Here is a 21,833-nt window from a genome sequence, read left to right as displayed (position 1 = left end):
AAAAAAATAGAGGTGACCCAATCCTTTGTGATGGGGTCACCTCTATTTTCATGCAGAAATCCAAGCCGTATCAGCCGGATTCTCACGCCATTTTTTTAGCTTTTCCAATTCTTCTGCTGTGATGTAGCCTTTTTCATTAGCGACTTTTATCAAAGTCGAGTAGTCACTCAATGAATGGTTAATAATGCCCTCAGCATCGAATTTTTCTTTTCCTTTTTCCAATTCGTATGTGAAGATCGAAACGACTCCTAGAACATCACAGCCAGCTTCTTTCAGCGCGTTAACAGCAGTAATCACACTTCCCCCGGTTGAAATCAAGTCTTCCACAACCACCACTTTTTGTCCTGGAACAGCACGGCCTTCAATTTGATTGCCCTTTCCGTGCTCCTTGGCTTTGGATCGAACATAGCACATCGGTGCATTTAATTTTTCACTCACCCAAGCTGCATGCGGAATGCCGGCAGTTGCTGTGCCTGCAATCAGTTCAGCCTCAGGGAAATTCTGTTCAATCAATCCTTTCAATCCTTCTGCTATTTCATTGCGAACCTCTGGGTATGAAAGGGTTAAGCGGTTGTCACAATAAATGGGTGATTGAATTCCAGATGCCCAAGTAAAGGGGTCATTCGGTTGTAGGTACACTGCTTTTATTTCCAATAGATGTTCAGCTATCTTATTATTTAACATGATATTCCCTCCCAAGCTGCTTTCATATCCAAATACGCCTTTAATGGATCTGCCGCCCCCGTTATGGCTCTCCCTACAACGATGGCATCCGCTCCAAAATCCCTAGCCTGTTCAGGCGTTGCAATTCTCTTTTGATCATGCGCCTGTCCACCTGCACTTCGGATTCCAGGTGTGACCGTTAAAAATTCATGACTGATGCGTTCATGTATATTCTTTACTTCATGGGTGGAACAGACGACGCCATCCAATCCTGCCTGTCTAGTAAGTTTTGCATAATGGAGGACCGAATCCTCCAGAGATCCGGCAATGTTTTGCTCAACATTCATTTGTTCCTGTGATGTGCTCGTCAGTTGGGTAACCCCTATGCATAATGGACGTTTTTTACCAGCGGACGTTCCCTTATCCAAACCTTCAATGGCTGCTTCCATCATCTTTTGTCCACCCGCCGCATGGACATTGACCATGTCAGCCCCTAAAGTTGCCAATCCTGTCATGGCCATTTTGACCGTATTCGGAATATCATGAAGCTTCAAGTCCAAAAACACATCGTGGCCTTGCTCTTTTACGAAAGAAATTATTGATGGTCCATTCTGATAAAATAATTCCATCCCCACTTTTACAGCCAATTTTTCCGAATGGAACTGTTTTAGGAATTCTTCTGTTTGAATGAGGTCAGGAAAATCAAGAGCGATAATTAGGGACTGTTTCATTCTGCTTCCAGCTCCTTCCGGTACATTGTGAAATATGGTCAAATCCGAGCTCATCCAACAATTTCGGTAATTCTTCGATGATGGTCGGGCATACAAAGGGATCCACGAAGTTAGCGGTTCCCACCGCAACAGCACTTGCACCCGCATAGAAAAATTCAATGACGTCTTCCGCTGTAGCGATGCCGCCCATTCCGATGATCGGAATAGACACTTGCTGGCTTACCTCATAAATCATCCGGAGCGCAACAGGCTTTATTGCAGGACCAGAAAACCCACCCGTCCTGTTAGAAAGGATCGGTCTGCCAGTTTTTAAATCCAATCGCATGCCGACCAATGTATTAATCATTGTCAAACCGTCGGCACCGCCCTCTTCTACGGCTTTGGCCATTTCCACAATATTACTGACATTCGGTGAAAGCTTCACATACACAGGGACGGAAGACACTTCCTTGACCGCCTTGGTCACCTCTTTGGCAACTTCCGGCACCGTACCGAAAGCAATGCCACCTTCTTTTACATTCGGACAAGAGATATTCAATTCAAGTGCTTTTACATTCCCCACCTTACTTATATCACTGGCAACCTTTACATAGTCACCTATTTGCGAACCGGCAACATTGGCGATGATGGGTACATCATACCCGCCTAGCCAGGCCAATTCTTCACTGATGACCTTTTCTAAACCTGGATTCTGCAGACCGATGGCGTTCAGCATTCCCGAAGAGGTTTCCGCAACACGCGGAGTCGGGTTACCGAACCTCGGCTCAGGAGTGGTCGCTTTGATCATGATCGCCCCAAGAATATCCAAGTCGAAAAATTGACTGTATTCACGGCCGAATCCAAAGCATCCAGATGCTGGCATGACTGGGTTTTTCAAGTTTAATCCTGGTAATTCCACTGAAAGCCTGCTCATAATACCACCTCTCCTGCCCGGAATACGGGTCCATCACTGCATACCTTTTTATAACTGAAACCAGTTGGATCATCCCCTGTATGACACACGCAGGCAAAGCATGCACCGATGCCGCATCCCATCCTTTCCTCAAGGGACAGGTAAAGCTTTTTCTCACGATAGCCCGCTTCCAACGCTCTTAACATTGGTGTAGGCCCGCATGAAAAGATCGTTGCAAACTCTTGCTCGAGGTTATCTATTACAGTCGTAACAAATCCTTTTGTCCCATATGAACCATCAACCGTGGCAATATAGGTATCACCTAATTCACTGAATTCTTTTTCGTAAAAGATGGCTGACTTTGTCTGGAAGCCTAATACATGGATTACCTTAACACCTTTTGCAACCAACATCCGTGATAATTGATACAGGGGCGGGACCCCAATCCCGCCACCAACCAATAATGCCGTTTCGCCCTTTTTAGCCTCATGAACGGGAAATCCGTTGCCAAGGGGTCCAAGGATATCGACCGATTCCGCCTCTTTACGCTGTGATAACAGCGCCGTTCCTTTACCCTCAGCCCGGTATATCATCGTGAACTGTTTTTCACTGTTGTCGTAAGAAGAAATTGAAATCGGGCGTCTTAGCAATGGCTCGGTGCCATCTGTTGTCTTGACTTGGACAAACTGGCCTGGCTGATTCATCTCTGAAACCAATTCACCTTGCAGAGTAAGTTCAAAAATGGATGGGGCCAGTTCCTTATGATTTAACACCTTCATTCTTTCCTTCTTGATCATATATAGCTCACCTCACGACTTTTTTCCGTTTTTCCCATTGCTTCTGCTGAGAAAGTCATCGATTCTATCACTCTTAAAATAGCTTCTGCCGTATCAAGTGATGTTAGGCATGTCACCCCATTTTCAACCGATTCACGTCGGATTCTGAAACCATCTCGGGCAGGCTGCTTACCTTTTGTCAAAGTATTTATGACAAATTGTGCTTCCCCGTTCCGGATAACATCCAGCAGGTTTGTACCTTCTTCGCCAATTTTACCGACAATCGCAGTCGGGATGCCGGATTGCTTCAATAAGGCAGCAGTTCCGCTGGTGGCTATCAGCTTGAAACCGATATTATGGAAACGTTTTGCTAAAAGTAGCGCTTCTTGCTTATCTTTATCAGATATCGTCAATAACACCGAACCATGCCCCTTAATTTTGAAACCGGAAGCGACCAGCCCTTTGTATAAAGCCTTTTCAAGGGTGCTATCTTTCCCCATTACTTCACCAGTCGATTTCATTTCAGGTCCGAGTGAGATGTCCACACCTCTTAATTTTGCAAAAGAGAAGACCGGCACTTTCACATAGACTCCAGTTTGTTCTGGCACTAGCCCCGATTTGTAACCTTGGCTTTCAAGTGTGTGGCCCAAGATGACCTTCGTGGCTAAGTTGGCCATCGGCACGTTCGTAATTTTACTTAAGAATGGAACGGTCCGGCTTGAACGTGGATTTACTTCAATCACATACACTTCTTCATTGCTGATGACATATTGAATGTTCAAGAGACCAATTATATTCAAACCTTTTGCCAACCGGGTCGTATAATCGATGATTACTTCTTTTTGTTTTTCCGTTAAATTTTGAGGCGGATAGACTGCAATCGAATCACCTGAATGGACGCCGGCACGTTCGATATGCTCCATGATTCCAGGGATAACGACGGTTTTGCCATCAGAAATTCCATCAACTTCAATTTCCTTACCCGTTAAGTAGCGGTCGATCAGGACAGGATGATCCGGATTTATTTTCACGGCATTTTTCATGTAATGCAGCAATTCATCTTGTTTATAGACGATTTCCATCGCTCTTCCTCCGAGAACATACGATGGCCTTACTAAAACCGGATAACCAATATCTTCAGCGATGACGATTGCTTCATCAACCGATGTTGCAGTTTTACCCTTTGGCTGCGGAATGCCTAAATCCTTAAGTGCTCTTTCGAATTTATTGCGATTTTCCGCCCTATCCAGGTCTTCAAGTGAAGTACCAAGGATCTTCACTCCTCTTTCAACAAGACCATCTGCAAGGTTGATTGCTGTCTGTCCACCAAACTGGACGATGACCCCTTCCGGTTTTTCCAAATCGATGACATGCATGACATCTTCAATAGTCAATGGTTCGAAATAAAGTTTGTCGGAGATACTGAAATCCGTCGAAACTGTTTCTGGATTGTTGTTGATGATGATCGCTTCATATCCCGCTTCTTTAATGGCCCATACCGAATGTACGGTCGCATAATCAAACTCTACTCCTTGCCCGATCCTAATTGGGCCTGATCCCAGAACAATGACACTTTTCTTGTCAGTAACGATGGATTCATTCTCATCTTCGTATGTCCCATAAAAATACGGTGTTTCCGATTCGAATTCCGCAGCACATGTATCAACCATTTTGTAAACAGGGATGATTCCTTGCTGTTTCCGGTACTCATAGACGTCAATTTCGGGAACTCCCCATATTTCTGCAATCGTTTTGTCAGAAAACCCTAGTTCTTTAGCCTTTTGCAATACTTCACAATCGAAAGAATGTTCTTTAAGCTGCTTTTCAAAGTCGATTATTTTTTTCAACTTATGCAAGAAGAATAAATCGATCTGGCTCCATTCGTGTATTGTTTCGATCGTTACTCCCCTTCTTAACGCTTCACCGATATAGAATAACCGTTCATCTCCCGCTTTCCTGATCCGTTTCTCTATTTTTCCATCTTCAAACTCGTCATTCAAATTAAGATGGTATATACCCGCTTCAAGGGAACGGACAGCTTTTAAGATTGATTCCTCGAATGTACGGCCGATTGCCATGACTTCTCCGGTCGCCTTCATTTGGGTCCCGAGTCTACGGTTGGCGCTTTCGAACTTATCGAAAGGCCAGCGCGGAATTTTCGTAACGACATAGTCCAGTGCCGGTTCGAAGCTGGCATAGGTTTTGCCAGTGACAGGGTTCATCATTTCATCAAGCGTCAAACCAACGGCTATCTTTGCTGCAAGCTTTGCAATTGGATATCCTGTTGCTTTTGAGGCAAGTGCCGACGAACGGCTGACCCTTGGGTTTACTTCGATGACATAATATTGATAGCTGTTTGGATCTAGCGCCAGCTGAACATTACATCCACCTTCAATCTTCAAGGCACGGATAATCTTCAAAGACGTATTTCGAAGCATTTGGTACTCTCTGTCACTTAATGTTTGGCTTGGTGCGGCAACAATTGAATCGCCTGTATGGACACCGACAGGATCGAAGTTTTCCATATTACAAACGACTATCGCATTATCATTCGAATCGCGCATCACTTCATATTCCACTTCTTTGAAACCGGCAATGCTCTTCTCAAGCAGACATTGGTGTACCGGGCTGCTTTTCAGGCCACCCTCAACAATCTCGATCAGCTGCTCTTCGTTATCACAAATCCCACCGCCTGTTCCGCCAAGCGTGAAGGCAGGACGAACAATGACTGGGTAGCCGACCCGTTCAACGAATGTATATGCCTCTTTCAAGTTATGAATAATGTCGCTATCAGGTACCGGTTCCCCTAGATCGTTCATCAGCGTACGGAAAAGGTCACGGTCTTCCGCTTGTTGGATAGCTGAAAGTTTGGTCCCAAGAATCTGTACATTGCATTCTTCCAGGATTCCTGCTTCAGCAAGCTCGACTGCCATGTTCAAGCCGGTCTGTCCGCCCAAGGTAGGTAACAGTGCATCCGGGCGCTCTTTACGAATGATTTTGCTGACAAATTCCAATGTGATCGGTTCAATATAAACCGCATCAGCCATTTCACTGTCTGTCATGATTGTAGCAGGGTTAGAGTTAATCAGGATCACTCGATAACCTTCTTCTTTTAAGGCTATACACGCTTGAGTTCCTGCATAATCGAACTCGGCGGCCTGTCCGATGACGATCGGACCGGAACCAATTACTAGGATGCTTTTTATATCAGTGCGTTTTGGCATGTTTTTTCCCCCTTGTTGGTTGCAGCTTCAATCATTTGTAAGAATTCATTGAATAAGTAGTTGGCATCTTCCGGCCCTGGTGATGCTTCCGGATGATATTGTACGGTGAAAGCCGGATACTTTTTATGGCGCAGGCCTTCAATCGTATCATCATTCAATGCTGTATGTGTCACAATAAGATCTGTATTTTCAATGGAAAGCTCTTCTACTGTATACCCATGATTTTGAGATGTGATGGATACCTTTCCGGTACGAAGGTCCCTAACCGGATGATTAGATCCTCGATGGCCGAATTTTAATTTTTCCGTATCCGCCCCGTTTGCAAGTGCGAATAATTGATGTCCTAAACAGATTCCGAATAATGGCACTTGCGTTTGGATTGTACGGATCATTTCAAGCGTCTCATGAACACTTTTCGGATCTCCAGGACCGTTTGAAAGCATCACGCCATCCGGATGATATTGCATCACTTCTTCGGCCGTGACGTTATAAGGCACAACCACGACATCACAGCCGCGCTTCGTCAACTCACGTAAAATCCCGTGCTTCATGCCATAGTCTACAAGAACTACCCGCGGGCCTCTGCCCGGGCTGGAATATGGTGCTTTTGTTGAAACCTGTTTCACTTGATTAGAAGGAATCACCGTTGCTTTCAACTGGGAAACCACTTCTTTTGCATCTTTATTGATATTGCAGAGCGCCCCTTTAAGTGCACCTGATTTCCTGATGATCCTTGTCAGCTTTCTCGTATCGATTCCGCTTATTCCAGGTATGTTCTTCATTTTCAGATATTCATCAAGTGATAATTGGTTTCTCCAGTTGGAAGGAAGTTCTGCTGTTTCCTTAACGACGAATCCCGATATAGCTGGATTGATGGATTCAAAGTCATCCCGGTTTATTCCGTAGTTCCCGATTAATGGATACGTAAGTGTAACGATCTGACCGCAATAGGATGGATCGGATAGAATCTCCTGGTACCCTGTCATTCCTGTGTTAAAAACGACTTCACCAATTTTTTCTACTTCCCCTCCGAATGCTTCCCCAAGGAATACTGTCCCGTCTTCTAAAATTAGCTGTCTTTTCATCCTTGAACACGTCCTTTTTCCCAAGCTATTTTTCCTTCCGCAATCGTCATGACTGGCCAGCCATAACATTTCTTTTCATTAAAAGGTGTATTTTTTCCTTTTGAAGCAAACTCTTCAGCATTAATTTCTTTTTCTGTTTCCAAATCGATGAGCGCGATATCCGCAATAGCACCTTCCTTTAGCTCTCCATAAGGAAGGGAGAAACTTTCAGAGGGTTTAATTGTCATGAAATCAATCAATTGCTTTAATGTAATGACGCCCTTTTTAACCAATTCGGTGTAAAGCAGCGGGAAGGCCGTTTCCAATCCCACTATTCCGAAAGGAGCCAGCTGCATTCCCTGCGCTTTTTCCTCTGCCGCATGCGGGGCATGGTCTGTTGCTATAAAATCGATGGTTCCGTCAAGCAGTCCTTCTATCAATGCATCCCGATCTTCACGGCCCCTTAATGGCGGGTTCATTTTATAATTCGTATCAAGTCCCGGTATATCATCCTCACACAATAATAAGTGATGCGGTGTAACTTCGGCTGTGACGCGGATACCGGCGCGTTTGGCATCCCTTACCGTCCTTACCGATTCCTTCGTGGATATATGGCAAACGTGATAATGGCAATCCGCAGCTTCAGCAAGGAGGATATCCCGGGCAATATGTACAGCCTCACATACGGACGGAATTCCATTGATTCCCTGTTCTTTTGAGAATCTTCCTTCATGGACGGAGCCTTTGTTGATTAAGCTATTGTCTTCACAATGAGCAACTATGGCCATATCTTGAGCGGCTGCCCGTTTCATCGCTTCCAGCATCATCCCAGCTTCTTGAATTCCCACGCCATCGTCCGTAAAGGCAAAAGCACCCGTTTGTTTTAATGAAGAAAAGTCGGTCAACTCCTTGCCAGCTTCCCTAATTGTAATGGATGCATATGGGAGTACCCTTACATGAGCCGTTTCTTCAATTTTCCTGTTTAGCGCTTCAAGGTTTTCCACTGTATCGGGAACTGGCCTTGTATTGGGCATTGCCGCTACCGTAGTGAAACCGCCTCTTGCCGCTGCAAGCGTTCCACTTGCGATTGTTTCTTTATGTTCACCGCCCGGTTCGCGTAAATGGACATGCAGATCAACGAATCCTGATGTAATAAGTAACCCTTCAGCATCAACTACTTTACAATTTTCCGTTGCCAAGTTCTCGCCGATTTTTGTGATGACCTTGCCTTCCATTTCAATGTCCGCTTTTTTGAATGAGTTTTGATTATCTAGCAATACTCCATTTTTGATTATTGTTTTCATGAATGTTTCCCCCTTCGGATTGTTCAAGCACATTTTTTAATACGGCCATTCTAATAAACACGCCATTTTCCATTTGTTTGAAAATTCTTGAGCGGCTGCATTCGACTAAATCACTGTCTATTTCAACACCGCGGTTTATTGGTGCAGGATGCATGATGATCGCACCCGGTTTCATATTTTTTTCACGTTGTTTGGTCAGACCGAAACTTTCCAGATAATCTCCATTTGCCTGATCGTATTTTTCAATATGCCTTTCATGCTGTATTCTGAGCAGCATGACCACATCAGAGGTAGCTACCGCATGGTCGATGTCTTCATACCTTCCCAAACTGTTTGTTCTGTCAAACCATTCAGGCGGACCCGAAAATACGACATTCGCTCCTAAACGGGTTAATGCTTCTGCATTCGATTTCGCAACCCGACTATGCCTCACATCACCTATTATGGCAATCTTCAGACCTTTGAAACTTTTAAACTCTTGTTTTATCGTCAATAAGTCCAGTAATGATTGGGTTGGATGATTTCCGCAGCCATCCCCTGCGTTGATTATTGGAATCCCGATCTTCTCATTCAATTCATCAAAATAATTATCCTGTTCATGACGGATGATCAAGGCATTCACACCTATTGCTTCTAACGTTTTAACAGTGTCATATAAGGTTTCACCTTTTAACACGGATGATGTACCCGCATCAAAAGGAATGACCTCAAGCCCCAATTTTCTTTCAGCCATTTCAAAGCTTGATTTTGTACGTGTACTTGGTTCAAAGAAGAGATTGGCAACTGTGGTCTGCTGCTTTGGATTCCAGCTAGATCCGTTGGCAAAACCCTCTGCCTCATGTAAAATTCTTTCAATATCAGTTAAAGCTAATTCATTCATGGTCAATAATTTTTTCATCGATCCTGCTCCTTTCACATTTGTGATGCGGGGCATAAAAAATACCCCGCCATTAAGGACAGGGTGTAGGTCATAAAGAGTGTGAGGACACGGAATGGTTTACACTTTATCCCGTTCTCATTCTCTTTACAGCAACACCCTTTTAAGCCTCTCTGGACTTCTTTTAAAAGGTGATTTATTGTTTTGATGCAATATCTTATTTTTCAAATATATCTCCGGATATTTTTTCACGGTCCGGAAGAATCAAGTTAAGAAGGATTCCGACGATGGCTGAAAGTGCCATTCCGGAAAGCGATACCGTTTCCGATAGTTGTACAAACGCCCCTCCTATTCCTAACACCAGGATGACTGAAGCTATCATCAGGTTCCTTTTCTTGTCAAAATCGACCTTATTATCAATCAGCATCCTCAATCCACTTGATGCGATGATTCCGAAGAGCAAGATGGAAATCCCCCCCATCACAGCTGTAGGTATCGAGCTGATGACTGCTGAAATCTTACCGTTAAAGCCAAAGATGATTGCAGTCAATGCTGCCCCACCGATGATATACACACTGTACGCCTTTGTCATAGTCAGGACCCCAATATTCTCGCCATATGAAGTCAGCGGCGGCCCACCGATAAAGGATCCGATCATGATTCCTGCTCCATCTCCTAAAATCGAGCGATGCAAACCAGGATTTTCTAAAAAATTCCTGCCGACTACTTTGCTCAGTACCATCTGGTGCCCGATATGTTCTGATAAAGTTACGATGGCAACCGGTACCATGATGGCAATGACTTCCCATGAGAAGGACGGAGTATAGGTTACATATGGAAACATGAATTCAGGCATTTCCCACCATTGTGCTGACTTGATCGGTTCATAATCTATTATTCCTGCAACAGCCGAACAGCCGTAGCCGACTATGATTCCCATTAATATGGGGATCAAGTTAATGAATCCCTTAAAGAACACGTTACAGATGATGGTTACCGCTAAGGTGATCAGCGCTATCACTATATATGTGACGCTGTATTTATCTTGTGGATCATACATTGCCATGTCCACGGCCGTTCCTGCAAGGCTTAATCCGATTACGATAATCACCGGACCCACCACAACCGGAGGAAGTATATTCATTAACCAGCGCAATCCGACTTTTTGAATAATCAAAGCTACTATCCCATATATGAACCCTGCTGCAAAACAGCCGATCATGGCCGCTTCCGGACCTCCTAGAGCCTTAGCTGCTATGATTGGCGTAATGAAAGCGAAAGATGAACCGAGATAAGCTGGTATCTTACCTTTGGTTATCAATAAGTATGAAAGTGTGCCCAATCCGCTTGAAACCAGTGCTACCGCCGGGCTTAATCCTACCAAAAATGGCACCAGCACCGTTGCACCGAACATGGCGAACAAATGCTGGATGCTTAACGTTATCCACTGGCCAGCCTTTGGCACGTCCTCGACATCCAGTACGATGTCCCTTTTAGTTTCTTCCATTTCTGTATCCCCCTCATGAAAATCCCATCAAAACTGCAAAAACCCTCTTTGCAATATACAAAGAGGGTTTCTCGGAAGGCAAATGTCCATGCGTAGACACAACTCTCCCGATTGACTCCCCTTTGCCAGCCTCTCTGGACTGTCTTTAAAAGGGTAATATGAAATTTTCATGTTGTTTAGTTTTCTAATATAGTAACTTGGTCTACTTCATCTACTTCTGTTAAAGTAACCGTGATTTTTTCAGATTGGGAAGTCGGAACGTTTTTACCGACAAAATCCGCGCGAATCGGCAATTCCCTATGTCCCCTGTCTACTAATACGGCGAGCTGGATTTGCGAAGGTCTTCCCAAATCCACCAGAGCATCCATTGCCGCTCTTACGGTTCTGCCTGTGAAAAGAACATCATCCACTAAAATCACTTTCTTGTCAGTGATGTTGACCGGAATGTCTGAGCCTTTTACGATGGGTTCCCCATCATTGGTCTTTTTCGAAAGATCATCACGATAAAGTGTAATATCCAGTTCACCAAGTTCTATTTCCTTGCCTTCTATTTGATTGATGCGCTTTGCAAGACGGTCAGCGAGGAAAATCCCGCGAGTGCGTATCCCGATTAAGACGCAATCCTCAATACCCTTATTTTTCTCAATAATTTCATGGGCAATTCTCGTCAAGGCTCTGCTAATGGCCTGCTCATCAAGTACTATGGCTTTCTCATTCAACACGTCGGCCACCCCGATTCCTTTTTTCTGATAGTCAATTTCAACAAAAAATCCTCATGCCAAGAAGGCATGAGGATTTACTCACCATGGGCATGGTTATCCCACTTTGCGTATCCGTTTCCTTCTCAGTCTCTCTGAACTGTGTTAAAGGTTCTTATTAAGTTGTTATTATAATATATCAAAAAAAAGAATTTGTCAATCCTTACTTCTACGTAATTGATTAATTAGATTTTCAAACTCTTCCGGAATCGGAGCTTCGAATTCCATATACTCATTTGTACGAGGATGGATGAAACCTAGAAGACCCGCGTGCAACGCTTGTCCATCTAATTTCAGTGTCTTTTTCGGACCATATTTCGGATCTCCCGCCAGCGGGAAGCCAATGTATTTCATGTGAACACGGATTTGATGTGTTCTTCCTGTTTCAAGCTGGCATTCCACCAAAGTGAAAGCTTTGAAGCGTTCGATGACACGGAAATGCGTGACAGCATTTTTGGAATTCGAATCTGTGACAGTCATGCTTTGGCGATCTTTTTTATCGCGGCCAATCGGTGCATCGATCGTTCCGAAGTCATGAGGGATCACACCATGAACTACAGCTTGATACTTACGGGTAACCGTTTTGTCAACAAGCTGCTGTACCAGTTTCTCATGTGCCATATCATTTTTGGCAACCATCAATAAACCTGATGTATCTTTGTCGATCCGATGGACGATTCCAGGCCGCATGACTCCGTTAATTCCAGAAAGGTCCTTGCAGTGAGCCATCAATCCATTTACAAGCGTGCCAGATACATGTCCCGGTGCCGGATGGACGACCATGCCGCTAGGTTTATTAACAACGAGTACATCTTTATCTTCATAATAGATATCCAAATCCATTTCCTCTGCTACCGCATCCAATTCCTCAAGATCAGGAATCGTCACTTCGATTGTATCGCCAGGAATAGCTTTGTAATTCGTCTTTATCGCCGTGCCATTTACCAAAACATGATCATCTTTAATCCATTGCTGGACCTGAGTACGTGACCATTCCTCATTCAAAGTGGACAGAGCCTTATCAATCCTAACTCCTTTTAGTGTTTCATCGATGCTGTATAACCTTTTATCCATTATCTTTCTCCTTAGCGTTTTTTTCTTCTAAAAACATATGAATCACGAGCAGTCCGACACCAATTGAAAGCGCAGCATCAGCAACATTAAATACCGGGAAACTGTAGCTGAAAATATAGGCATGAACGAAATCCACTACTTCCTGACGAGCAACACGATCGATGAAATTACCAATCGCACCGCCTAGCATGAGAGCAAGTGCAACTCCAAGCAAAATGCTTCCCTTCGCCATTTTCTGAATATAATAGACAAGTCCAATAATGACAGCGATGGTGATGATGTAGAAAAACCACATTTGACCTTGTAGAATTCCCCACGCTGCCCCACGATTACGATGCGAGGTGATATATAGAAGGTTTTCAATAATTTCAATGCTTTCTCCGTACTCCATTTTTTTCACAATCATCCATTTTGTCAGCTGATCGAGAGCTATGACCAAAAGGGCAATCAAATAATAAAACACATTTTTTCCCCCAAACTAATCAAATCTTCACTTTTGAATTGTAGCATAAACTAGAAATAATGACTAATCCGAAAAGCATAAGTCTGCTAACTGTACCTGAAGAATATCGGGAAGATTGGATAAAGGTAAAATTCCCTATTGTGGTTTTAGCTTCATTCCCACAAAAAAAATCCGGCCCTTTATAAAAGGACCGGTTTTTTTGCAGGTATTATTGATTCACGTAATGCTCTTTCACGACTGTAGCACAACGCGGGCAAAGTGTTGGATGTTCTTCCACTTGACCTACTTCCTTCGAAACATTCCAGCAACGTTCACACGTTTCACCTTCTGCTTTTGTAACAAGGATCGCTATATCCTCAAGTTTAACCGACTCAGCTGGGGCATTTGCCACATCGCCAGCGACTTCGAATTCGGATACGATGAATAGCTGTTCAAAGCTTTCCTTGATGCCATCAAGCAGATTCTTCGTTTCTTCATTAACATATACCATCACTTTAGCGTTCAGTGATTTTCCGATGACCTTCTTGTTACGGGCTTCTTCTAATGCTTTCAGAACATTATCACGGACATCCATGAACGCCGTCCATTTTTCTTCAATAACTTCAGCATCGTCAACGTTAATTTCTTCAGGCATCAATGTCAACTGTACACTTTCTTCCGTTACACCCGGAATGAACGCCCATACTTCATCAGCTGTATGAGAGAGGATCGGTGACACCAATTTGGTTAAGCTGACCAATGATTCGTAAAGGACCGTTTGAATGGCCAAGCGCTCTTTACCATCCGGAGCCTCACAATAAAGAATGTCTTTTGCATAATCAAGGTAGAACGAACTTAAATCCTGTGTACAGAAATTATTGACCATATTATAAATTGTAGCAAACTCATAATTTTCATAACTTAGCTTAGACTGTTTGATCAGTTTATTCAATTTAACGAGCATGTATCGATCGACTTCAGGCAATTCTTGGACTGCCACTTTATCGGTTTTTGGATTGAATCCATCCAAGTTCCCTAACAGGAAGCGGAATGTATTACGGATTTTACGGTAAACTTCCGAAACTTGTTTTAAAATAGGATCGGAAACCCTGACATCCGATTGATAATCCACCGAAGCTACCCAAAGGCGTAAGATATCAGCACCAAGTTGGTTCATGACCTTGGATGGCAGTACAACGTTCCCGATCGACTTACTCATTTTACGGCCTTCGCCATCCAATGCGAAACCGTGGCTAAGTACACCTTTATATGGTGCTTTGCCTGTAACTGCAACACTTGTTGAAAGTGATGAGTTAAACCAGCCGCGATATTGATCGGACCCTTCTAAATAAAGGTCAGCAGGCCGTCGCAAGTCGTCTCTCTCTTCAAGAACCGCTTGATGAGAAGAACCGGAATCGAACCAAACGTCCATGATATCCGTTTCTTTCGTGAAGATACCATTCGGGCTGCCTTCATGTGTATAGCCATCAGGCAGAAGATCTTTCGCATCACGCTCAAACCAGATGTTTGAACCGTGTTCGCGGAATAGCTTTGAAATATGGTTGATTGTTTCATCCGTAATGATCGGCTCGCCATTTTCTGCATAAAACACTGGGATTGGCACTCCCCAAGCGCGCTGGCGGGAAATGCACCAATCCCCGCGGTCACGGACCATATTGAATAGGCGCGTTTCGCCCCAAGCCGGTACCCATTTGGTTTCTTCAATCGCTTCCAGTAGTTCATTGCGGAAGTCTTTGATTGACGCAAACCATTGTGCTGTTGCACGGAAGATCGTTGGCTTCTTCGTCCGCCAGTCATGTGGGTAAGAGTGTGTAATGAACGTCAAATTCAATAACGCGCCTGCTTCAGTTAATTTTTCGGTAATAGGTTTATTTGCTTGATCATAAAATAATCCGGCAAATTCCCCTGCCTCTTCAGTCATGACTCCTTTTTCATCTACAGGACAAAGTACGTCCAAGCCGTATTTTTGCCCAACGATAAAGTCATCTTCACCATGGCCAGGCGCAGTATGAACACAACCCGTTCCAGCCTCAGTCGTTACGTGTTCACCTAACATCACTAAAGATTCACGGTCATAAAGAGGATGTTTGGCAACTGCACGGTCCAACTCGCTTCCTTTTACTGTTTTCAGGATAGACGGGTTTTCCCAGCCTAATGTTTCCGTAACCGACTCAAGCAGTGCCTCAGCAAGTAAGAATTTTTCATTTTCGACAGCCACTACTACGTAATTTAATTGCGGATGCAATGAAATACCAAGATTCGCCGGAATCGTCCATGGAGTTGTCGTCCAGATGATGATTTTGACGCCCTCTTCAATTACACCTTTGCCATCTGTTACTTCAAAAGCAACATAGATGGATGCAGAACGTTTGTCTTGATATTCAATTTCCGCTTCGGCAAGAGCTGATTCACTTGACGGGGACCAATAAACAGGTTTTTTCCCTTTATAAATATAGCCTTTTTTCGCCATTTCACCGAATACCTTGATTTGCTGTGCTTCATATTCAGGCTTTAATGTGATATAAGGATTATCCCAATCACCACGGACCCCTATTCTCTTAAACTGCTCACGTTGATTGTTAATCTGACCATAAGCATACTCTTCACAAAGCTTTCTGAATTCGGCAACGCTCATTTCTTTCCGTTTCACGCCTTTTTTTGTCAATGCCGTTTCAATCGGAAGCCCATGCGTATCCCAGCCAGGTACATACGGAGCTTGAAAACCGCTCATTGATTTAAATCGAACAATGAAATCCTTTAAAACCTTGTTCATTGCATGGCCCATATGGATATCGCCGTTTGCATACGGAGGTCCATCATGCAAAATGAATAAAGGACGCCCTTCCGTTTGTTCTTGCACTTTTTTATAGATGTTCATTTCATTCCATTTTTCTTGGATTTCCGGTTCACGCTTCGGCAAATTCCCCCGCATTGGAAATTCAGTTTTAGGCATCAATAAGGTATCTTTGTATTCCATCATAAAATCCTCCATCCGTCTTTACATAAATTCATTCGAACCGATGACTTGATATCCGGCCAAAATAAAAAGCCCTCTCATCCCTAAAAAAGGGACGAGAAAGCTTAGCTTCCCGCGGTACCACCCTGGCTAGAAAGATTCACAAAGTGAATCCAACCTCTCGAGCATTCGTAACGTGAATGAAACGCTTCATTTACTTACTGCAAAAGCAGGTTCAACTCAGAACTCAAGGGTGATCTTCAATATCTTCGCTTATTCCGGGCTTTCACCATCCCCGGTTCGCTAAAAATAAGTGTGTGAAGAATTTACTTTCCCTGTCATCGTCTAATTTCATAATGAATAGTATTGTTAAAAAATTATATGCGAAAAAAGTGTTCAAAGTCAAGGAATCGTTTAAATTTCCTCTTCCACTCTCTCATTTAATTCTATTTCAGTCGCATCCACTTCATAATCAAGAAGATGATCCCAATCGTCATTGTCCAGCAAATCGAGCTGTGCACCGACAAGCATTTTGAAACGCGTCCGGAATACTTTGGATTGCTTTTTCAAATCCTCTATATCCATCGCTATTTTCCTTGCTTTCACGAGTGACTCATTGACGATCCTGTCCGCGTTTTTCTCTGCTTCCTTTATGATCAGTTTCGCTTCTTTTTGGGCATTGCGCCTTAATTCTTCGGCTGCTTCCTGAGCGACAATAATTGACTTGTTAAGTGTACCCTCAATTGTCGTAAAATGTCCCAAACGATCAAAAGTCTCGTTCAGTTTATCTTCAAGTTCTTTCTTCTCCCTCAAAATCAGTTCATAATCTTTAATGACCTGGTCGAGAAATTCATTAACTTCATCTTCATCATACCCACGAAATACTTTGTTAAATTCCTTGTTATGTATATCTATCGGGGTTAAGGGCATTACGGCACCTCCAGAACGGTTTCTACTCTAGTATGTTAAAACTCTATATTCGACAATAAATTTATAAATCCTGCTTTTTATTGAATTATTTTTGTCTGCCTAACGAGATTCTCCACTTATCCTTCTTGGTTTTTCCATCGATTGAAGCTATTTTACATCTGCCAAAACCTCTGATGGAAAGTGTATCACCTTCACGGCATTCTTCCGAGACGTTTTCCGTTTGCTTGAAATTCACCTTTACTTTACCTGACGCTATCAAGGCCTGCGTTTTTTGACGGGACATGTTCAGGACGGACGAAAGCACACTGTCAATCCTAAGAGAACTGACGGTGGTTACTTGCTCTTCCCATTTTTCTTTAATTTGGACGATATCCTCGATTGGAAGCCGTCTGATGGAAACAGAAGCATTACCTATTTTCTCCAGATTCCCTGTGAGATACGAATCCATCTCCTCGGCAGCTATAAACTGAGTGTGCTCCTCCGTCACTATTATATCACCAAATTTTTCACGTTTTACCCCTAGTGACATTAAGGTTCCAAGTATTTGCCTATGTTCAAGCGTAACAAACTTTTTTGGATAGGAGATATCGTATAAGGAGATATTGAAATCCGATGGTTCAGGAGAATAATAATCAGGGTAAATGAGCGCACGTTTTCGCTCTACGAAATCGCCCCCGCCATTGAATTGCAGTTTCGCATCGGGATCATTCCCCAATAAGGAAGTAAGGATTTCCTGCTGACGCGGATCAAGAAAATCAGATAGTTTCGGAGCGTAGGAATTTTTAACCTGATCGATCCAATTCATAGCCTGGTCAATAAAATCTTTTTCCTCCGGCCTGAAATGCTGATAAATACTCATGATTGAATAAATGCTCCTTAGTTATCAAATTAATGGACGATCATAAGGAATTGATTAAACGGCTCTGCGTTGCTACTACACAGCGGAGAATCTTCCGACTGTGTAGTAAGATCATGTCAGGTTAGTTGTTGATCATCCTATTAAAGTCTGTAAGTAATAGATTCCATAACCGCTGGCAAAATTAAGTACCAGCAAAGCCACAAGAGGTGAAAGATCGATCATGCCAAGTGGCGGGATGAACTTTCTGAACGGTTCTAAATACGGTTCGCAAATCTTTTCCAGAAATTGACCAATCGATGTCTCCCTAGCATTAGGGAACCATGACATCAATATGTAACCGATTAATGCCATTGAATAAATTTCAATTAAATAATATAAACCCTGAAGCACTAAACCCATTAACCATTACCACCTCGCTTCTTCGTACTCCTCTTCGGCGGCGAAGCCGGTAATATTACCGGAAACATCGACGTTGTCCGGGGTACATAAGAATATATCTGTTCCGATTTTTTGGATATCCCCGCTGATTGCATAAACAGTCCCACTTAGAAAATCAATGATTCGCTTTCCTTGGTCATGCTGGATCCGTTGAAGGTTCACGACTACAGCACGCCTGTTTTTTAAATGGTCGGCTACCTCCTGGGCTTCTGCATAAGCTCGGGGCTCCAATAATACTACTTTAGAAGATTTCTGTACGCTTTGCAAACTTACGATATTCTGATTGGCATGATTCCCTGCAGAAGCGGACTGATGCTGTTTAGCTGACTTCACCACTTTTGGTTCAGCCTCCTCTTCCTCCATCACTTCATCCTTGTACTCATACTCATCATCCAGCGCGAAATAAGATTTAAATTTTGATACGAACGACATCTATAGGGTACCTCCTTAAAATTATTCGCCTACAAGTGCTGTACCAATCCTGATCATTGTAGCGCCTTCCTCGATGGCAATCATGAAATCATTGGACATCCCCATGGACAATTCAGTACAGGGGGCATGCTTCAACTCTAAATTTTGTATTTCAACCTGGATGCCTTTCAGTTTTCGGAAGCATTCCCGCAAAACCTGTTCATCATCGGTCAGTGGAGCCATTGTCATCAATCCTGCAACATTCACCTTATCAAACTTGGATAATCCTTTGATGAAATCCATCGTCTCCTCAGGACCCAGGCCATGTTTTGATTCCTCACCAGAAACATTCACCTGCACTAAACAGTTTATCGGCTCATTTGCACGTTTTTGAATTTCTTCTGCCAAAGAAATGCGATCCAATGAATGGATATACGAAATTTTATCGATGACATTCTTTACTTTGCGTGTTTGCATGGAACCGATATAATGCCAGTTTGGCTTGTCCTTCAGCACTTCATATTTAGTCAAAAGCCCTTCGTCACGGTTTTCACCCAAATCAAGTATTCCCGCTTCCAATGCTTCATTCGCTCTCTCGACCGAAACATATTTCGTCACCGCGATCAACTTTATCGCTTCACGGTCCCTTCCGCTATTCTCACATGCTCTATTTATCTTTTCTTCGATGTTTTTTAAATTGTCCACTACTTTCACTGTTACTCTAAATCCTCCTTCCAACCGATAAAACTCATCAACCTGCCTGTCTTCCCGTTATCACGGCGATGTGAAAAAAACAACTCATGATCACAGCTGGTACAGTATGATGTAACGTCGATATGACTTTTTGGAATTCCTGATTTTTGAAGAATCAATGCATTAAGTTGCTTAAGGTCTAACTGATATTGTCCTTCACTGATTAAATTATAGGGCTTTTCGTCAATATCTACCAGCATATTCTGCACTAAATCCATGACATAATCATCAACTACATAGCACTTCGAACAAATCGACGGTCCAATAACAGCAAATATCTCACTAGCTTTTATACCCTCACTCAGCCATGCCTCAACCATTTTTCGTGCAATTCCATTAACCGTACCCTTCCAGCCGGCATGTGCCACCCCAATCATACCATGTGCCGGAGCAAGAAAGTATAAGGGCACGCAGTCTGCATAGCAAAGGGTCAATAGAGCATTTTGGTCCTTCGTATAGAATCCGTCAGTCGCTTTAAAGGCTGAATCATAATCCGTAGCACCTCTCCCGCCATCGCGGCTGGTAACTTGATGGATTTTCGTTTCATGTGTCTGCTCGGCGCCTATCCATTCATTAAGCGGGAACGTCAGCTTATCAGCTATAATCCTGCGGTTTCCCTGGACATCTTCAAGTTTATCACCTACATGAAAACCGGTATTCAATGATTGAAATTCACCTGTACTGACTCCCCCATTTTTTGTGGTGAAGCCCGCTACGAGCTGGAGATTTTTTTGTCTCCAGCTGTCAATGAGCATATATTGATCTTTGATTAAAACAAATGGCTCTTTCATGCTATAAACCTCTTTATTTTTAGTCTAGTGTATCATATATTTGGGCCACGCACCTTTAAAACCGTTCATCTTTCACTTCTGCTTGAAAAACTGTCTGATGCTCAACAAGGATGACATCTGCACCGATTTTTTTTATTTTACGCCATGGGATCACAATATCTTGTTCCCTGCCAAAAAAACCCATCAATCTAGTTCCATTAGAAACGATGATGGCCTCTATTTTCCCCGTGGCCGTATTGATTTCAAGATCTGACATATTACCTAATTTCTTGCCATCCGCTATATTGACGATATCCTTAATTTGAAATTCGGAAATCCTGGTCACATCACTCAGCTCCTCAAAATTTCATCATAGATGAAGGTCCTATTCCTATGTATATGACATGATGCGCTCAAGGATGAAGAATACGTTAAATAAACGTCCATTCGATCACGATCCCTTCCGGAAGGGATTTTCAACAAAATAAAAAAGCCGCTATGGATAAGTAGCGTTAAGCGGGTATTGACATTTTTGCCCTACCCGCTTCAGCTAACTTTTCTCATGCCCAGCTTCTACTGTTGGATATTTTTATTCATTTGTTTGATTGCCGCTTTTTCCAATCGGGAGACCTGTGCTTGTGAAATGCCGATTTCCTCGGCTACCTCCATTTGCGTCTTTCCTTGGAAAAACCGTTTGCGAAGGATCATTTTTTCCCGGTCATTCAACCGTCTCATGCCTTCATTTATAGCTATTTCATCAATCCAGGTACTATCTTTATTTTTTTCATCACTCAGTTGGTCGAGTACATAAATCGGATCCCCGCCATCATTATAAATCGGTTCAAAAAGTGAAACTGGATCTTGTATAGCATCTAGTGCAAAAACAATTTCTTCATGAGGCACTTCCAACACCTTGGCGATTTCTTCAGCTGTCGGCTCACGAAGGGTCTGGCTTATGAGCTTTTCTTTTACCTGCAAAGCTTTGTAAGCGATGTCTCTTAAAGAACGGGATACCCGAATCGGATTATTGTCACGAAGATATCTTCTGATTTCTCCAATAATCATCGGAACAGCATACGTTGAAAACTTAACATTTTGACCTAGGTCAAAGTTATCTATCGACTTCATCAACCCTATACAGCCTACCTGAAATAGATCATCTACATACTCTCCCCGATTGTTGAAGCGTTGAATGACGCTTAGAACGAGTCGAAGATTCCCGTTTACCAGTTTCTCTCTTGCTGAAATATCGCCATCTTGCAGTTCTTTAAAGAGTTTTCTCATTTCTTCATTCTTTAAAACCGGTAATTTTGATGTATCCACACCGCAGATTTCAACCTTATTACGAGACAAAATTATTCCCTCCTCACAGGAGCGCTGTAC

General features: G+C 43.1%; 21 protein-coding genes. All 21 read right to left on the bottom strand.

From position 1 onward, the window contains the following. Nucleotides 1–48 precede the first annotated feature (48 nt). Nucleotides 49–684: an orotate phosphoribosyltransferase gene (gene pyrE, locus JNUCC41_RS16675; protein WP_098371060.1), complete on the bottom strand. Its 636-nt coding sequence runs from the start codon at nucleotides 682–684 to the stop codon at nucleotides 49–51. Then, entirely contained in the window at nucleotides 678–1,394 is a 717-nt protein-coding gene (pyrF, locus tag JNUCC41_RS16670; RefSeq protein WP_192203983.1) for an orotidine-5'-phosphate decarboxylase, read from the bottom strand. The genes pyrE and pyrF overlap by 7 nt, the downstream gene beginning before the upstream one ends. Beyond that, nucleotides 1,366–2,307, bottom strand: a complete 942-nt coding sequence (locus JNUCC41_RS16665) for a dihydroorotate dehydrogenase (protein ID WP_192203982.1) — start codon at nucleotides 2,305–2,307, stop codon at nucleotides 1,366–1,368. The genes pyrF and JNUCC41_RS16665 overlap by 29 nt, the downstream gene beginning before the upstream one ends. Then, nucleotides 2,304–3,083: a dihydroorotate dehydrogenase electron transfer subunit gene (locus tag JNUCC41_RS16660; protein WP_192203981.1), complete on the bottom strand. Its 780-nt coding sequence runs from the start codon at nucleotides 3,081–3,083 to the stop codon at nucleotides 2,304–2,306. Before JNUCC41_RS16660 ends, JNUCC41_RS16665 begins: the two co-directional genes overlap by 4 nt. Beyond that, nucleotides 3,080–6,286: a carbamoyl-phosphate synthase large subunit gene (carB, locus tag JNUCC41_RS16655; RefSeq protein WP_192203980.1), complete on the bottom strand. Its 3,207-nt coding sequence runs from the start codon at nucleotides 6,284–6,286 to the stop codon at nucleotides 3,080–3,082. Before carB ends, JNUCC41_RS16660 begins: the two co-directional genes overlap by 4 nt. Further along, a complete protein-coding gene (locus JNUCC41_RS16650; RefSeq protein ID WP_192203979.1) occupies nucleotides 6,265–7,371 on the bottom strand; it encodes a carbamoyl phosphate synthase small subunit in 1,107 nt (368 codons plus the stop codon). The genes carB and JNUCC41_RS16650 overlap by 22 nt, the downstream gene beginning before the upstream one ends. Beyond that, on the bottom strand, nucleotides 7,368–8,654 hold the full coding sequence (locus JNUCC41_RS16645) for a dihydroorotase (RefSeq protein ID WP_192203978.1): 1,287 nt from the start codon (nucleotides 8,652–8,654) through the stop codon (nucleotides 7,368–7,370). The genes JNUCC41_RS16650 and JNUCC41_RS16645 overlap by 4 nt, the downstream gene beginning before the upstream one ends. Then, entirely contained in the window at nucleotides 8,617–9,552 is a 936-nt protein-coding gene (locus JNUCC41_RS16640; protein ID WP_192203977.1) for an aspartate carbamoyltransferase catalytic subunit, read from the bottom strand. Before JNUCC41_RS16640 ends, JNUCC41_RS16645 begins: the two co-directional genes overlap by 38 nt. Before the next feature lie 196 nt (nucleotides 9,553–9,748). Next, the gene (locus JNUCC41_RS16635) at nucleotides 9,749–11,038 is read right to left on the bottom strand and encodes a solute carrier family 23 protein (protein WP_192203976.1); all 1,290 of its coding nucleotides are present in this window, start codon (nucleotides 11,036–11,038) and stop codon (nucleotides 9,749–9,751) included. 176 nt (nucleotides 11,039–11,214) lie between these two features. Then, the gene (gene pyrR, locus JNUCC41_RS16630; protein ID WP_192203975.1) at nucleotides 11,215–11,757 is read right to left on the bottom strand and encodes a bifunctional pyr operon transcriptional regulator/uracil phosphoribosyltransferase PyrR; all 543 of its coding nucleotides are present in this window, start codon (nucleotides 11,755–11,757) and stop codon (nucleotides 11,215–11,217) included. Nucleotides 11,758–11,952: 195 nt separating this feature from the next. Then, a complete protein-coding gene (locus JNUCC41_RS16625; RefSeq protein WP_076366639.1) occupies nucleotides 11,953–12,870 on the bottom strand; it encodes an RluA family pseudouridine synthase in 918 nt (305 codons plus the stop codon). Beyond that, nucleotides 12,863–13,333: a signal peptidase II gene (gene lspA / locus JNUCC41_RS16620; RefSeq protein WP_192203974.1), complete on the bottom strand. Its 471-nt coding sequence runs from the start codon at nucleotides 13,331–13,333 to the stop codon at nucleotides 12,863–12,865. The genes JNUCC41_RS16625 and lspA overlap by 8 nt, the downstream gene beginning before the upstream one ends. A gap of 208 nt (nucleotides 13,334–13,541) precedes the next feature. After that, the gene (gene ileS, locus JNUCC41_RS16615; protein WP_192208197.1) at nucleotides 13,542–16,310 is read right to left on the bottom strand and encodes an isoleucine--tRNA ligase; all 2,769 of its coding nucleotides are present in this window, start codon (nucleotides 16,308–16,310) and stop codon (nucleotides 13,542–13,544) included. A 393-nt stretch (nucleotides 16,311–16,703) separates the two neighbouring features. Then, nucleotides 16,704–17,219, bottom strand: a complete 516-nt coding sequence (locus JNUCC41_RS16610) for a DivIVA domain-containing protein (protein WP_034313857.1) — start codon at nucleotides 17,217–17,219, stop codon at nucleotides 16,704–16,706. Between the two features lie 85 nt (nucleotides 17,220–17,304). After that, on the bottom strand, nucleotides 17,305–18,078 hold the full coding sequence (locus JNUCC41_RS16605) for a YlmH family RNA-binding protein (protein WP_192203973.1): 774 nt from the start codon (nucleotides 18,076–18,078) through the stop codon (nucleotides 17,305–17,307). A 132-nt stretch (nucleotides 18,079–18,210) separates the two neighbouring features. Further along, nucleotides 18,211–18,477: a YggT family protein gene (locus tag JNUCC41_RS16600; protein ID WP_053345253.1), complete on the bottom strand. Its 267-nt coding sequence runs from the start codon at nucleotides 18,475–18,477 to the stop codon at nucleotides 18,211–18,213. A gap of 6 nt (nucleotides 18,478–18,483) precedes the next feature. Continuing rightward, entirely contained in the window at nucleotides 18,484–18,948 is a 465-nt protein-coding gene (locus JNUCC41_RS16595) for a cell division protein SepF (protein ID WP_076366647.1), read from the bottom strand. A gap of 21 nt (nucleotides 18,949–18,969) precedes the next feature. Further along, nucleotides 18,970–19,641, bottom strand: a complete 672-nt coding sequence (locus JNUCC41_RS16590) for a YggS family pyridoxal phosphate-dependent enzyme (RefSeq protein WP_063596307.1) — start codon at nucleotides 19,639–19,641, stop codon at nucleotides 18,970–18,972. Nucleotides 19,642–19,643: 2 nt separating this feature from the next. After that, nucleotides 19,644–20,471, bottom strand: coding sequence for a peptidoglycan editing factor PgeF (gene pgeF / locus JNUCC41_RS16585; RefSeq protein ID WP_192203972.1), 828 nt, complete (start codon nucleotides 20,469–20,471; stop codon nucleotides 19,644–19,646). Between the two features lie 55 nt (nucleotides 20,472–20,526). Next, nucleotides 20,527–20,796 (bottom strand): YlmC/YmxH family sporulation protein, encoded by a 270-nt coding sequence (locus tag JNUCC41_RS16580; protein ID WP_076366653.1) that lies wholly within the window; start codon nucleotides 20,794–20,796, stop codon nucleotides 20,527–20,529. A gap of 227 nt (nucleotides 20,797–21,023) precedes the next feature. Continuing rightward, nucleotides 21,024–21,803, bottom strand: a complete 780-nt coding sequence (gene sigG, locus JNUCC41_RS16575) for an RNA polymerase sporulation sigma factor SigG (RefSeq protein ID WP_034313871.1) — start codon at nucleotides 21,801–21,803, stop codon at nucleotides 21,024–21,026. Between the last annotated feature and the right edge of the window lie 30 nt (nucleotides 21,804–21,833).

It is taken from the genome of Brevibacillus sp. JNUCC-41, assembly GCF_014844095.1.
Taxonomy (GTDB): Bacteria; Bacillota; Bacilli; order Bacillales; family DSM-1321; genus Peribacillus; species Peribacillus aracenensis.
This window is presented reverse-complemented; position numbering and strand designations above follow the sequence as displayed.

Excerpts from the sequence above, each read along its gene's own strand:
- pyrF (WP_192203983.1), bottom strand. The coding sequence starts at position 1,394 with ATGAAACAGTCCCTAATTATCGCTCTTGATTTTCCTGACCTCATTCAA.
- carB (WP_192203980.1), bottom strand. The coding sequence starts at position 6,286 with ATGCCAAAACGCACTGATATAAAAAGCATCCTAGTAATTGGTTCCGGT.
- pyrE (WP_098371060.1), bottom strand. The coding sequence starts at position 684 with ATGTTAAATAATAAGATAGCTGAACATCTATTGGAAATAAAAGCAGTG.
- JNUCC41_RS16605 (WP_192203973.1), bottom strand. The coding sequence starts at position 18,078 with ATGAGTATTTATCAGCATTTCAGGCCGGAGGAAAAAGATTTTATTGAC.
- pgeF (WP_192203972.1), bottom strand. The coding sequence starts at position 20,471 with ATGAAAGAGCCATTTGTTTTAATCAAAGATCAATATATGCTCATTGAC.
- JNUCC41_RS16665 (WP_192203982.1), bottom strand. The coding sequence starts at position 2,307 with ATGAGCAGGCTTTCAGTGGAATTACCAGGATTAAACTTGAAAAACCCA.
- JNUCC41_RS16650 (WP_192203979.1), bottom strand. The coding sequence starts at position 7,371 with ATGAAAAGACAGCTAATTTTAGAAGACGGGACAGTATTCCTTGGGGAA.
- JNUCC41_RS16600 (WP_053345253.1), bottom strand. The coding sequence starts at position 18,477 with ATGGGTTTAGTGCTTCAGGGTTTATATTATTTAATTGAAATTTATTCA.
- JNUCC41_RS16660 (WP_192203981.1), bottom strand. The coding sequence starts at position 3,083 with ATGATCAAGAAGGAAAGAATGAAGGTGTTAAATCATAAGGAACTGGCC.
- JNUCC41_RS16640 (WP_192203977.1), bottom strand. The coding sequence starts at position 9,552 with ATGAAAAAATTATTGACCATGAATGAATTAGCTTTAACTGATATTGAA.
- JNUCC41_RS16635 (WP_192203976.1), bottom strand. The coding sequence starts at position 11,038 with ATGGAAGAAACTAAAAGGGACATCGTACTGGATGTCGAGGACGTGCCA.
- JNUCC41_RS16625 (WP_076366639.1), bottom strand. The coding sequence starts at position 12,870 with ATGGATAAAAGGTTATACAGCATCGATGAAACACTAAAAGGAGTTAGG.
- JNUCC41_RS16645 (WP_192203978.1), bottom strand. The coding sequence starts at position 8,654 with ATGAAAACAATAATCAAAAATGGAGTATTGCTAGATAATCAAAACTCA.
- ileS (WP_192208197.1), bottom strand. The coding sequence starts at position 16,310 with ATGGAATACAAAGATACCTTATTGATGCCTAAAACTGAATTTCCAATG.
- JNUCC41_RS16610 (WP_034313857.1), bottom strand. The coding sequence starts at position 17,219 with ATGCCCTTAACCCCGATAGATATACATAACAAGGAATTTAACAAAGTA.
- JNUCC41_RS16595 (WP_076366647.1), bottom strand. The coding sequence starts at position 18,948 with ATGTCGTTCGTATCAAAATTTAAATCTTATTTCGCGCTGGATGATGAG.